Source organism: Streptomyces sp. NPDC001220, from assembly GCF_053597895.1.
This window is the reverse complement of record NZ_JBSFJE010000002.1, coordinates 386,797-400,045: the sequence shown is the minus strand read 5'-3', so window position 1 is coordinate 400,045 and position 13,249 is coordinate 386,797. Positions and strand designations below refer to the sequence as shown.

Below are 13,249 nucleotides of genomic sequence, written 5' to 3'. Positions count from 1 at the left end.
CTCCTCGGGGATGGCCCGCTGTTCAGCCCACCGTCGGCATCGGATGCCGGTACGGCCCCGTACCGTTGAGGGCATGGATCTTCGACCCCCCGGCCTACGAGCCCTGCTTCGGCGGCCGCGACGGCTTCTGTCCGCCGCGGCCGCCGTCGTCGTGCTCGTCGGCGCCGGCACGTGGACGGCCGTCGCGTCCGACGACCCGACCCCGGTCCACCGGTCCGACCAGGTCATGGCCGTCGACGGGGTACGGCTGGACACCTCGTTCTTCACCACCCCCGGCACCGGCCGGCGCCCCGCGGTCCTGCTCGCCCACGGCTTCGGCGGCTCCAAGGCCGACATGCGCCAGGAGGCCGAGGACCTCGCCCGCCAGGGCTACGCGGTCCTCACCTGGTCCGCCCGCGGCTTCGGCAGGTCGACCGGCAGTATCGGCCTGAACGACCCGAAGGGCGAGGTCGCCGACGTCTCCCGGCTCATCGACTGGCTCGCGAAGCAGCCCCAGGTCCGGCTCGACAAGCCCGGCGACCCCCGCGTCGGCATGGCCGGCGGCTCCTACGGCGGCGCGATCTCCCTCCTGGCCGCCGGCTACGACCGGCGCGTGGACGCGATCGCCCCGTCGATCACCTACTGGAACCTCGCGGACGCCCTGTTCCCGAACGGCGTCTTCAAGAAGCTGTGGGCCGGGATCTTCTTCAACACCGGCGGCGGCTGCGCCAGGTTCGAGCCGGCGCTGTGCGCGATGTACGACCGGGTCGCCGAGTCGGGCAGGCCGGACGCGGCCGCGGTCAAGCTCCTGGAGGAGCGCTCGCCGTCGGCCGTCGGCGCCCGCATCAAGGTGCCGACCCTGCTCTTCCAGGGCCAGACCGACTCCCTCTTCACACTCGCCCAGTCCGACGCCGCCGCGAAGGCGATCCGGGCGGCCGGCGCCCCCGTCGACGTCGACTGGATCGCCGGCGGCCACGACGGCGGCGACCTGGAGACCAGCCGCGTCGAGGGCCGGATCACCTCCTGGTTCGACCGCTACCTGAAGGACGACAAGGCCACCGGAACCGGCCCGGCCTTCCGGATCACCCGCACCGGAGGCGTCGACTCCACCGACGGCGCCGCCCAGCTGCGGGGCGCGACCTCGGACAGCTACCCCGGCCTGGAGAGCGACCGGAGGTCCATCGCCCTGACGGGCGGCACACAGCGCGTCCAGAACCCGGCGGGCGCCACCCCGCCCGCCGTCTCCGCGCTGCCCGGCCTCGGCGCCGGCGGCGGCCTCGCCCAGCTCTCCTCCCTCGGCGTCGGCGTCTCCCTGGACTTCCCGGGCCAGTACGCCCGCTTCGACTCGGCGCCCGTCGCCGACAACGTGCAGATCACCGGCTCACCCACGGCCACCGTCCACATCACCTCGACGAGCGACGACGCCGTGCTCTTCGGCAAGGTGTACGACGTCGGCCCGGGCGGCACCCGGCAGGTGCTGCCCTCCCAGCTGGTCGCCCCGATCCGCGTCGAGGGAGCCAGGTCCGGCAAGGACGTCACGGTCACCCTCCCGGCGATCGACCACGAGGTGCAGAAGGGCCACCGGCTGCGCCTGGTCCTCGCCTCCACCGACCTCGGCTACGCCTCCCCGACCGCCCCGGCGACCTACACGGTCTCCCTCAGGGGCGCTCTCAGCGTGCCGACGGCACCCCAGGTGGACACGGCCGCCGCGGCGCTGCCCGCCTGGGTGTGGTGGCTGCCGTCGGCCGGAGCGCTCGCCGCCGTGGCCCTGCTGCTCACCGGCCGCCGCCGTACCGCCACCCCGGCACCCGACCCCGAACTCGCCGACGTCCCGCTGCAGATCACGGACCTGAGCAAGCGCTACGCGGGCTCCACCGACCGGTACGCGGTCCGCGAGCTGTCCTTCCGCGTCGAGAAGGGCCAGGTCCTCGGCCTGCTCGGCCCGAACGGCGCGGGCAAGACCACCACCCTCCGCATGCTGATGGGCCTGATCAAGCCGGACGACGGCGATATCCGGGTCTTCGGCCACGCCGTCCGCCCCGGTGCCCCCGTCCTCTCCCGGGTCGGCGCCTTCGTGGAGGGCGCCGGCTTCCTGCCGCACCTCTCCGGCCGGGAGAACCTGGAGCTGTACTGGCAGGCCACCGGCCGCCCGGCGGCGGACTCCCACATCGAGGAGGCCCTCAAGATCGCGGGCCTCGGCGACGCGCTGGCCCGCGCGGTCCGCACCTACTCGCAGGGCATGCGCCAGCGCCTGGCCATCGCCCAGGCCATGCTCGGCCTGCCGGACCTGCTCATCCTCGACGAACCGACCAACGGCCTGGACCCGCCGCAGATCCGCGAGATGCGCGAGGTGATGATCCGCTACGCGGCCGCCGGCCGCACGGTGATCGTCTCCAGCCATCTCCTCGCCGAGGTCGAGCAGTCCTGCACCCACCTCGTGGTGATGGACCGCGGCCGGCTGATCCAGGCCGGCCCGGTCGCGGAGATCGTCGGCTCCGGCGACACCCTGCTCGTCGGCACCGGCGTGCCCGTGGAGGAGCCCGTGGTGGAGAAGGTGGCCGCGCTGTCCGGCGTCGCCTCGGTGACCCGCACGGACGACGGACTGCTGGTCCGCATGGAGCCCGGCGGCAGCGCGCCGCGACTGGTCGCCGAACTGGTCCGGCTCGATGTGCCCGTGGCGTCGGTGGGCCCCCACCGCCGCCTCGAAGACGCCTTCCTCACCCTGATCGGAGGTTCCGCATGAGCACGTTCACCGAGGTCGCCTCCGGCTATCGGGCGGGCCGCACCCTGCCGCTGCGCGTCGAGCTGGTCCGCCAGCTCAAGCGCCGCCGCACCCTGGTGATGGGCGGGATCCTCGCCGTACTGCCGTTCGTCCTGCTGATCGCGTTCGCCATCGGCGGCCAGCCGGGCGAGCGGAACGGCCAGGTCACCCTGCTGGACACGGCCACCGCGTCCGGCGCCAACTTCGCCGCGGTCAACCTGTTCGTGTCGGCGGGGTTCCTGCTGGTCATCCCGGTCGCCCTGTTCTGCGGGGACACGGTGGCCTCGGAGGCCAGCTGGTCCTCCCTGCGCTATCTGCTCGCCGCACCCGTGCCGCGGGCCCGCCTGCTCTGGTCCAAGCTGGTCGTCGCCCTCGGACTCAGCCTGGCCGCGATGGTCCTGCTGCCGCTGGTCGCGCTGGCCGTCGGCACCGCCGCCTACGGCTGGGGGCCGCTCCAGATCCCGACCGGCGGCGAACTCGACACCGGCACCGCGGCCCAGCGCCTGGCGGTCGTGGTGGCGTACGTCTTCCTGTCCCAACTGGTCACCGCGGGGCTGGCGTTCTGGCTCTCCACCAAGACGGACGCACCCCTCGGCGCGGTCGGCGGCGCGGTCGGCCTGACCATCGTCGGCAACGTCCTGGACGCGGTCACCGCCCTCGGCCACTGGCGCGACTTCCTGCCCGCGCACTGGCAGTTCGCCTGGGCGGACGCCGTACAACCGCATCCCGAGTGGTCCGGCATGATCCAGGGAACCGCGATTTCCATAACGTACGCCCTGGTGCTGTTCGCCCTGGCCTTCCGGGGTTTCGCCCGCAAGGACGTGGTCTCCTAGGTCACCGGACGATCTCCCTCCGGCCTCGAAACCCCTGGTCCGTGCCCCGTTCGAGATCCATCCGCAACCCTTCGGGTCGCACGTTCCACCCCCCTGCGCCGTCAGAGTCGACACAAGGCCAGAGAGCCAGGAAGCCGACTCCGACCGGCACAGGGGGCACACACGATGGACCGACACCGGACCCGACGACAGATCTCCGGGGCGCTGCTCGCCCTCACCACCGCGGGCGCCCTGCTGCTGACGGCCTGCAGCGCGGGCGACGGCAGCCACTCGTCCACCGACTCGAGACAGAGCAACAGCCTGCCGGCCCCGGCTCCCAGCCGGCCGCAGCGCGAGGACTCCGCGACCACCCCGCCCTCCGACTATCTCTCCACCTTCGCCCTGGACGTGGACACCGCGTCCTACGGCTACGCCCGCCGCACCCTCGCCGACGGCGCGCGCCCCGCCCCCTCGACGGTCCGCGCCGAGGAGTTCGTCAACAGCTTCCGCCAGGACTACCCCACCCCCGACCACAACGGCTTCACGGTCACGGTGGACGGCGCCCGGACCACCGACCCGAACTGGTCCCTCGTCCGGGTCGGCCTCGCCACCCGCCCCGCCGACGCCACCGCCGACCGGCCGCCGGCGGCCCTCACCTTCGTCATCGACGTCTCCGGCTCCATGGACGAGCCGGGCCGGCTGGACCTCGCCAAGAAGTCCCTGGACACGATGACCGACCGGCTCCGCGACGACGACTCGGTCGCGATCGTCGCCTTCAGCGAACGCGCCGAGAAGGTCCTGCCGATGACCCGCCTCGCCGGTCACCGCGGGGAGATCCACGACGCCGTCGACAGCCTCGCCGCCCTCTACTCCACCAACCTCGGCGAGGGCGTGGAGACCGGCTACGCCACCGCCGTCGCGGGCCTGCGCAAGGACGCCACCAACCGTGTCGTCCTGATCTCCGACGGCCTCGCCAACGACGGCGAGACCGACCCCGACGCCATCCTGAAGCGCATCGACAGCGACCGCCGCGAGTACGGCATCACGCTGTTCGGCGTGGGGGTGGGCAGCGACTACGGCGACGCGCTCATGGAACGCCTCGCCGACAAGGGCGACGGCCACACCACGTACGTCTCCGACACCGCCACCGCGAACCGGGTCTTCTGCCGGCAACTCCCGCAGAACATCGACCTGGTGGCCCGCGACGCCAAGGCCCAGGTGGCCTTCGACCCGCACACGGTCGCCGACTTCCGGCTGATCGGCTACCAGGACCGCAAGGTCGCCGACAAGGACTTCCGCGACGACCGGGTGGACGGCGGCGAGGTGGGCCCCGGCCACACGGTGACGGCCCTCTACGCGGTCCGCACCAGGCCCGGCACGGAGGGGCACCTGGCCACCGCCACGGTCCGCTGGCTGGACCCCGAGACCCGCGCCCCGCACGAGGACACGGGCGCGATGGAGGCCGGCGCCCTGCACTACTCGGTCTGGACGGCGTCCCCGCGCTTCCAGGTGACGGCGGTGGCGGCGTACTTCGCGGACGCGCTGGCGGGCGGCGACTACGACATCCCCGGGAAGCCGAGCCTCAGCAGCCTCCACTCCCGAGCCACGACGCTGGCACGAACGACCGAGGACAGGGACGTCTCCGACCTGGCGACAGCCATCAGGGAGGCGAGCCGTCCAAACGCCGCTGACTGAAGCGCCCCGTCAGGGGCGCGGGTCCGTGTCAATGTGCGGCTACCGCCGCGTCGGCGCGCTCGACCCCCCACCCGCCCGCACTCGAACCGCAAACCGCGCGAACCCATTGACCTCCCCTTACTTCTGAGTAAGTTGGCGCCCCATGGGCGTACGCAGCGACCTCAAGCGAGCACGTCGACGCACCGACCTCGCCGCCCGGGGCAGGGTCGAAGTCATCAGGGACCAGGCCGGTGTCGTACGGGAGGCGCGCCGGGAGCATCTCGCCGCGCCCCTCACCACCGGCTCCCTCGCCGACCTCCCCTACACCAACGCGGCCGAGGACCCCGGCGCCACCGCGATCCGCCGCAGCGAGGGCACCGTCACGGCGGCCGCCTTCGCCGCCCAGGTGACCGCCGTGGCAAAGGGGTTGATCGCAGCCGGCGTCGCCGCAGGCGACCGCGTCGCCGTGATGTCCCGCACCCGCTACGAGTGGACGGTCCTCGACTTCGCCATCTGGTCGGCGGGCGGGGTGACCGTCCCGGTCTACCCCACCTCCTCCGCCGAGCAGGTGGCGTGGATCGTCCGGGACTCCGGCGTCCGCCATGTCGTCACCGAGACACCGGAGAACACCGCCACCGTCACCAGCGGCACCGCCCGGCACCCCCGACCCCCGCGCGTCTGGGAACTGACGGAGACCTCAGCCGCTGCCGCGACGGGCGGCGCGGTCGCCGAACTCACCGCCCTCGGCGCGGACATCCCCGACGAGGACGTCGTCAAGCGCCGTGGCACCCTCACCCCCGAGTCGACCGCGACGGTCTGCTACACCTCCGGCACCACCGGCCGCCCCAAGGGCTGTGTCCTCACCCACGCCAACCTGCACGCCGAGGCCGCCAACACGGTCGAGCTGCTGTACCCCGTCTTCCAGGAGGTCACCGGGCAGACCGCCTCGACCCTGCTGTTCCTGCCGCTCGCCCACATCCTGGGCCGTACGCTGCAGATCGCCTGCCTGATGGGTCGGATCGAGATGGGCCACTTCCCGAGCGTGCAGCCGGACGAACTCCGGCCCGCCCTGCGGGAGTTCCGGCCGACGTTCCTGGTCGGGGTGCCGTACCTCTTCGAGAAGATCCACGACACCGGGCGGGCGACGGCCGAGAAGATCGGCCGGGCCGCTTCCTTCGACCGGGCGGAACGGATCGGCGTGCGCTTCGCCGAGGCCTACCTGAACAAGTTCCTCGGCACCGGAAAGGGCCCCGGCCCCGGCCTGTACGCCGCCTGGGCGCTGTACGACCTGCTGGTCTACCGCCGTATCCGCAAGGAACTCGGCGGCCGGATGCGGTACGCCGTCAGCGGCGGCTCCCCGCTCGACCGGAACCTCAACCTGTTCTTCCACGCGGCCGGGATCGTCGTCTACGAGGGCTACGGCCTGACCGAGACCAGTGCGGCCGCCACCATCGTGCCGCCGCTGGCGCCCCGCCCCGGTACGGTCGGACAGCCGATCCCCGGGACGGCCGTCCGGATCGCCGACGACGGCGAGGTGCTGATCAAGGGGCCGGTGGTCTTCGGGGCGTACTGGAACAACCCGGCCGCGACCGCCGAAGTACTGCCGGACGACGGCTGGTTCGCGACCGGCGACCTCGGCGCGCTCGACGCGGACGGCTATCTCACCATCACCGGCCGCAAGAAGGACCTGCTGGTCACCTCCGGCGGCAAGAACGTCTCCCCGGCGGTCCTGGAGGACCGGCTGCGCAGCCGCGCGCCCGTCGGCCAGTGCCTGGTGGTCGGCGACAACCGGCCCTTCGTCGCCGCGCTGATCACCCTGGACCCCGAGGCCCTCGCCCACTGGCTGTCCGTACGGAAGCTGCCGCCGGACACCCCGCTCGCCGAGCTGGTGCGCGACGACCGGCTGCGGGCCGAGGTGCAGAAGGCGGTCGACCACGCCAACGCGGCCGTCTCCCGGGCGGAGTCGATCCGTGCCTTCGTGCTGGTCGAGGGCGAGTTCACCGAGGACAACGGCCTGCTCACCCCGTCGCTCAAGGTGAAGCGGCACGCGGTGACCGCCCGCTACGCCGACGAGATCGAGGCGCTGTACCGAAAGTGAGCCGCGAGGCGAGTGAGCCGCGGGGGCAAAAGACGGCGGGCCACCGGGAGAACCGGTGGCCCGCCGTCCGCGGAGCTTCTGGACTACTGGTTGCCGGTGCCGTTGGCGGACAGGGCCGAGATGTCGTCCAGGATGTGCGACAGCGGCTCGTCGCCCTTGGCCTGGGTGGAGTTCTCGACGCACTGCTGGTTCTGCGGCGCGGAGAGGACCGGCACGTCCTGCAGGACGCCGACGGCGGCGGCGCCGACCAGGCCCTGGAGGTTCGCCTTGACCGGGAGGCCGACGCACGGCTTGTTCAGCGACCCCTGGACCAGCGAGAGCTGCGGGCTCTGGTCGCCGAACGTGGCCGAGTTGCCGAACTCCGACTTGGCGCCGTTGCCGCTGGCCGAGGTGGTGCCGCTGTCGTTGCCGGTGGCCAGGGCCTGGGGGGCGGCCGTGGCGGCGAAACCGGCGACGGTGGCGGCAACGGCCGCGGTTGCCCACAGCTTCTTCATGTTCAATCCCTTTCGAAAGGCGGACTCCGGGGAGGAGCTGCGTGATCGTCAACGGCAGGAACCCTGCCGGGGTTGCGTGCTTTGCCCCCATTGGAGTAGCGCAGTCCGATTAGGCGACGAGCGCCCCGCCGGGGGGTGGGTGCACCGGAGACGACGCAGGCCGGCGGGCCGCCGGGAAGTCGGCGGCCCGCCGGCCGAGAGCACCCCGAAAGGGGCCCGGAACGCGTGCGGACTACTGGTTGGCGGTGCCGTTGGCGGACAGGGCCGAGATGTCGTCCAGGATGTGCGACAGCGGCTCGTCGCCCTTGGCCTGGGTGGAGTTCTCGACACACTGCTGGTTCTGCGGCGCGGAGAGGATCGGCACGTCCTGCAGGACGCCGACGGCGCCGACACCGGCCAGGCCCTGGAGGTTCAGCTTCGCCGGCAGGCCGATGCACGGCTTGTTGAAGGAGCCCTGGATGAGCGCCAGCTGCGGGCTCATGTTGCCGTACGTGGCGGAGTTGCCGAACGCCTGCGAGGCACCGTTGCCGCTGGCGGAGGTGGTGCCGTGGTCGTTGCCGGTGGCCAGGGCCGGCGAGGCGGCGACAGCGGTGGCACCGGCCACGGAGGCGGCGACAGCGGCGACGGCCAGAACCTTCTTGATCACTGTGATTCCCTTCTGGAAAAACCCCGTCCACCGGAGCCCACTGGTCAACTCCCCGCGACGCGTTTGGTTGCTCCGTTTCACTCCGATGGCGCACGGCCCGGTAATCCCCGACGTCGCCGCGGGCGCGCGGCCGTAAGGGAATTCCGGGCGGTGACCGGTCCGATCGGGTGACGTGCCGCGTCCTCACCGCAACCATTCCGGGCGCGGGCGGTTGATGCGGGGGCAGGAACGTGCGTCTTGCGCACGGAGCCAGGAAAGGAAAGCGAAATGCTGAAGAAGGCAATGGCCGCGGCGGCGGTCGCCGCGTCCGTCGTAGGTGTGTCGGCGGCGGCAGCCCCCCAGGCGCTTGCCACCGGCAACGACCACGGCACCACCTCCGCCAGCGGCAACGGCGCCCAGGAGCAGTTCGGCAACTCGGTGACCAAGGGCAAGATGAGCCCGCAGGCCACCCTGGTGCAGGGCTCGCTCAACAAGCTCTGCGTCGGTCTGCCCGCGAAGGGGAACCTCCAGGGGATCCTCGGCCTCATCGCCGCCGTCGGCGTGGCCCAGGACGTGCCGGTCCTCTCCGCGCCGCAGAACCAGCAGTGCGCCGAGAACTCCACCCAGGCCAAGGGCGACGAGCCGGTGTCGCACGTCCTGGACGACATCTCGGCCCTCTCGGCCAACGGCGTCGCCAACCAGTGACCCCGGCCTCGTGAAATCCGCCCGGATGACGTGCTTTCGCACGCCGCCCGGGCGGATTTCGCTGCGTTCGGCCATTTCTTGCCAGGCGTTCGAGTGAATTACCCGACGGCGCGCGTTCCGTAGTTTCTTCGACCGCCTATTTCTCGTTCTACATTCTGCCGGTCATGATGCGAGCCATTCATGCCGTGCTCGCTCGGTTTCGGCCGTCATACGGGCATGACCGCAGAGTAAGGGAAAGTTCATGAAGAAGACCGCTGCTGTCGCTGCCGGTGCGATCCTGGCCCTGATGGGCGCCGTCCCGGCCTTCGCGGACTCGGGTGCCGAGGGCGCCGCCGTCAGCTCCCCGGGCGTGGTGTCCGGCAACGTGATCGAGGTTCCGGTCCACGTTCCGGTCGAGGCCTGCGGCGACACCGTCGACGTCATCGCGCTGCTGAACCCCGCGTTCGGCGGCGCCTGCGTCAACGACTGACGACGTCGGCGCAGCGCACCAGCCGTCCGGCTGTGTCACGGTCGGCCTCGGATCGTCGATCCTCCGCATCCGCGCTCCGAGGCCGGCCTCTCCACTTCTGAGCAGGAAGACAACGAGATTGCGACAGACCCTCAGCAGAGGAATGGTCGTGGCCGCCGCCGCGACCGGCATTCTGTCCCTGTACGCCAGTCCCGCGCTCGCCGACACGGACGCGACCGGGGCGGCAGGCGGTTCACCGGGTGTCGTGTCCGGCAACAACGTCCAGGCCCCGGTGGACGTGCCGGTCAGCGCGTGCGGCAACTCGATCGACCTGGCCGCCCTGTTGAATCCGGCCTTCGGCAACTCCTGTGCGAACGCACCGGGTTCCGACGAGCACACCGGCGACCGGGCGGACGACGCGTCCTACGGCGACTCGGGCGACGACAGCCCGGGCTACGGCAGCACGGGTTGCGACTCGGGCTACGGCGCCGAGGGCTCGCCCGGCAACACCCCGCCCCCCTACGGCGAAGAGACCTCGCCCCCCTGCAGCGAGACGCCGTCACCGAGCCCGACACCGCCGTCACCGACCCCGACGCCCTCGTCGCCGAGCCCGACGCCGCCGCCACCGAGCCGGACACCCCCGTCGCCGAGCCCGACGCCTTCGACGCCGAGTCCGACACCTCCGCCCGGCGGGCACCACCAGGGATCGCCGCCCACCCTGCCGCACACCGGCAGTGACCGGGAGGCCATGCTCGCGGCCTCGGCCGCCAGCGCCGCACTGATCGCGGGCGGGACGATGCTGTACCGACGGGGCCGAGCCGCGTCCCGCCGGTCCTAGGGCCTGCCCGGTCAGCCGGGTGCCGGACGCCTTCTTCGGGATCCGGCACCCGCGTCCGTCAGTTCCGCACCACGTCCGGTGCCGGCTCGCGGTGGTCCGCGTCGACACCCCAGCCGGCCGGGCCCGAGCGCAGCCGCCGCCGTACCCCGCGCACCAGCGTGTCCGCGGTGAACGTGGCGCCGTGCACGAAACGCATCGCCGGGCCGAATCCCGCGGCCGTGATCAGACCGGCCAGGAACAGCCCGGGGTACGACGACTCGAAACCCCGGCCGACCTCCGGCGCCCCGTCGGCCCCGGTCACCAGCGTCGTACGCAGGTCGTCGGCCAGGAGCCCGAGCCGCTCCCGGGTCGCCCTGAACCCCGTGGCCGCGATGACGTGTTCGGTCTCCAGGGTGTCCGCCCCGCCGCCGCGCACGGCCGTGTCCAGGCGTACCCCGCCCGCGGTGGCCCGGGCCGCCGTCACCTCGCGGCCGAGCAGCACCTCCACCCCGGACTCCACCCGCTCCCGCACCCACCAGGCGCCGGCCGGGCCGAGTGCCGTGGCCGCGATCCGCGCCCGGGTCGGCTCCGCGAGCCGCCGGTACAGGCCGGGGCGCTCGGAGTAGAACCAGTTGCGCCAGCCGGGGCCGAGACCGCTGTGCGGGGCGCGCGCCGACTTCCACCAGGGGCGCTCCCAGGGCGGCGGCACCTCGTTCCAGTACAGCTCTTCCGCGCGCACCAGCACCCGTACCCTGCTGCCCTGTTCGGCGAGGAGCGCGGCGGTCTCCAGGGCCGCCTGGCCGCCGCCGATCACCGTGACGTCCCGGCCCCGGAAACGGTCCAGGTCGGCGTGGTGGCTGCTGTGCGAGACCAGGTCGGGGGAGAGGCCGTGCAGGGCGGACGGGATCTCGACGAACGGCAGCACGCCGACGGCGAGGGCGACGGTCCGGCCGCGCAGGGTCTCGCCGTCCTCCGTCGTCGCGTCGAAGCCGCCGGTACGGGGCGCGATCCGGGTGACGGTGCGTTCGTCGACGGGCGGGGCGGCGTTGCGGGCGAACCACAGCCCGTACTCGGTGAACATGTCCAGCGGGATCGGCCGCCCGTGCCGGGCCTCCACCCCGCGGCCCGCGCAGTACACGTCCAGCCGCCAACGCGCCTCGGGATCCGACAGGTTGGAGGCCCACGGTTCGGACTTGAGGAACATCCCGCGGGGCATGTGGTCGCGCCAGGACGCCATCGGACGGCCGAAGACGCGGACGTTCAGCCCCGCCGCCGCGGCGTGGGACGCGATGGACAGGCCGTACGGGCCCGCGCCCACCACCAACAGGTCGTACATCAGCAGCTGCTCGCTTTCTCGTCGTCGGACCGGTCGGGCAGACCGGAGAGGCTGGAGACACCGGACACTCCGGAGAACTCCTCGTCCAGGGCGGCCGGGCGGCGTTCCCCGGCCGGCTCCCCGGCCTGGCGGACCACGACGGAGGACGGCCGCGGGACCGGGACCGTGCCGGGGCGCAGCCTGGCGAGGAGCCGGCCCGCCACGTGCCGGCACCACAGCGCCCACATCGCCAGGCCCGGCCCCCGGTCGTCCGGCGCGCTCCAGGCCAGCTCGCGCCCGCGCGGGGCCGGCCGCAGCGCGCTCAGCGGCGCGTAGTTCTCCACCACGAACGCCCGCCCGGCCAGCGGCGCCCCGGCGATCAGCGGACGGTGGGTCAGATCCAGGTGCAGGGCGCGTACGACGTCCAGGCCCGCGCCGTCGGTGAAGAGCCGGAACTGCGCGCCCGGACGAGGGTTGAAGTCGAGGAGGTGGTAGCGGCCGGTGCTGCCGCAGCGCCGGAAGTCCAGATCGAAGATGCCCCGGAAGCCCAGTTCGCCGGTGAGCCGTTCGGCCAGCCCCTGGACCTGCGGGTTGGGCGTCCACAGGCCGACCGCCGTCAGGCCCGCCCCGCGCGGCCAGGACCGCTGCTTGCGGCCGGGGCCGCCCGCGCGTACCGCGCCGGTGCGGTCGGCGTAACCGTGGAAGAACCAGTCGCGGTCCGGGCCCGGCGGCAGGAACTCCTGCAGCAGCAGCCTGCTGCCCGCCTCGTCGGCCCGCAGGAACAGCTCCCGCGCCTCCCGCGCCGAGCGCACCACGACCGTGCTGCGCAGCCCGGACCCGGCCGGGACCAGCCAGGGCCGGCTCCACTTGGCGACCACCGGAAGCCCGAGCCGCCAGACGGCGGAGGCGGCCTGCTCGGCGCTGTCCGGGACGAGGGTCCGCGGGTGCGGGATCCCGGCCGCCGCGCACACCTCGGCCAACTCGGCCTTGTCGGCGACCCGCTCGGGAAGCAGAGCGGGCTGCTGCGGCAGCAGGTAGGCGGGCGCGAGGTCCTCGCGGAGCCGGCCGACCGCGATCGCGCTCGCGTCGTCCATCGGGATCAGCACCGCCGGACGGGCGATCCGCGCCGCCACCCGGCGCAGCACGGCCACGATCTCCATGGCGGACGCACCCGGCGCCGGCGGCGGATGCAGCTGCCGTACGAAACGGGACCTGCCGACCGGACTGCCGGTGGAATCGGCGACCAGATGAACGTCCACGCCGGCTCTGCCGAGAGAGCGCACAGCCCCGAGGGTGCCGTGGTGAAAGGGATTCCGGTCGATCCGCAGCAGAACGGCGGGAACCCGGATGTCTAGCAGCGACACGGACCATTTCCTTTGCGTCGGTTCACCCGTGCGGGCGTTCGGCCCACCCGAAAGCCGCAGCCGCACTGGCGGAATTCATATTGATATGACTGAGTGTCAGTAACTGGTACTTCCTCAGCGCATGCGCGAACGGACGAGAAGAACGGACGAGAACTGG

11 protein-coding genes are annotated in these 13,249 nt (G+C 72.7%); 7 read left to right on the top strand and 4 right to left on the bottom strand.

Features of this window, described 5'->3' with window-relative positions; all coding sequences use genetic code 11:
• Positions 1-73 precede the first annotated feature (73 nt).
• The 4 genes from ACWDGI_RS06360 to ACWDGI_RS06345 all read left to right on the top strand — a co-directional run bounded on the left by ACWDGI_RS06360 (position 74) and on the right by ACWDGI_RS06345 (position 7,324).
• Complete coding sequence (locus tag ACWDGI_RS06360) at positions 74-2,722, top strand: CocE/NonD family hydrolase (RefSeq protein WP_450755911.1); 2,649 nt, start codon at positions 74-76, stop codon at positions 2,720-2,722.
• Positions 2,719-3,573 carry an ABC transporter permease gene (locus tag ACWDGI_RS06355; protein ID WP_450755909.1) on the top strand — a complete coding sequence of 285 codons (855 nt, stop codon included), beginning with the start codon at positions 2,719-2,721 and terminating at the stop codon, positions 3,571-3,573. Before ACWDGI_RS06360 ends, ACWDGI_RS06355 begins: the two co-directional genes overlap by 4 nt.
• A gap of 165 nt (positions 3,574-3,738) precedes the next feature.
• On the top strand, positions 3,739-5,247 hold the full coding sequence (locus tag ACWDGI_RS06350; RefSeq protein WP_450755907.1) for a YfbK domain-containing protein: 1,509 nt from the start codon (positions 3,739-3,741) through the stop codon (positions 5,245-5,247).
• Positions 5,248-5,389: 142 nt separating this feature from the next.
• The gene (locus ACWDGI_RS06345; protein WP_450755905.1) at positions 5,390-7,324 is read left to right on the top strand and encodes an AMP-dependent synthetase/ligase; all 1,935 of its coding nucleotides are present in this window, start codon (positions 5,390-5,392) and stop codon (positions 7,322-7,324) included.
• Between the two features lie 83 nt (positions 7,325-7,407).
• On the opposite strand, the gene ACWDGI_RS06340 is transcribed toward ACWDGI_RS06345, so the two are convergent.
• Positions 7,408-7,818, bottom strand: a complete 411-nt coding sequence (locus ACWDGI_RS06340) for a rodlin (protein ID WP_450755903.1) — start codon at positions 7,816-7,818, stop codon at positions 7,408-7,410.
• 232 nt (positions 7,819-8,050) lie between these two features.
• Positions 8,051-8,464, bottom strand: a complete 414-nt coding sequence (locus tag ACWDGI_RS06335) for a rodlin (RefSeq protein ID WP_450755901.1) — start codon at positions 8,462-8,464, stop codon at positions 8,051-8,053.
• Between the two features lie 267 nt (positions 8,465-8,731).
• Here ACWDGI_RS06335 and ACWDGI_RS06330 point away from each other — a divergent pair, with 267 nt between their 5' ends.
• The 3 genes from ACWDGI_RS06330 (at position 8,732) to ACWDGI_RS06320 (ending at position 10,434) form a co-directional block, all read left to right on the top strand.
• Entirely contained in the window at positions 8,732-9,148 is a 417-nt protein-coding gene (locus ACWDGI_RS06330; RefSeq protein ID WP_450755899.1) for a rodlin, read from the top strand.
• Between the two features lie 241 nt (positions 9,149-9,389).
• The gene (locus tag ACWDGI_RS06325) at positions 9,390-9,617 is read left to right on the top strand and encodes a chaplin (protein ID WP_450755897.1); all 228 of its coding nucleotides are present in this window, start codon (positions 9,390-9,392) and stop codon (positions 9,615-9,617) included.
• A 142-nt stretch (positions 9,618-9,759) separates the two neighbouring features.
• Complete coding sequence (locus tag ACWDGI_RS06320) at positions 9,760-10,434, top strand: chaplin (protein ID WP_450756503.1); 675 nt, start codon at positions 9,760-9,762, stop codon at positions 10,432-10,434.
• A gap of 58 nt (positions 10,435-10,492) precedes the next feature.
• Here the strand turns inward: ACWDGI_RS06320 and ACWDGI_RS06315 are convergent, their stop codons facing one another.
• Complete coding sequence (locus tag ACWDGI_RS06315; RefSeq protein WP_450755895.1) at positions 10,493-11,749, bottom strand: FAD-dependent oxidoreductase; 1,257 nt, start codon at positions 11,747-11,749, stop codon at positions 10,493-10,495.
• The gene (locus ACWDGI_RS06310; RefSeq protein WP_450755894.1) at positions 11,749-13,092 is read right to left on the bottom strand and encodes a carboxylate--amine ligase; all 1,344 of its coding nucleotides are present in this window, start codon (positions 13,090-13,092) and stop codon (positions 11,749-11,751) included. Before ACWDGI_RS06310 ends, ACWDGI_RS06315 begins: the two co-directional genes overlap by 1 nt.
• Positions 13,093-13,249: the final 157 nt, after the last annotated feature.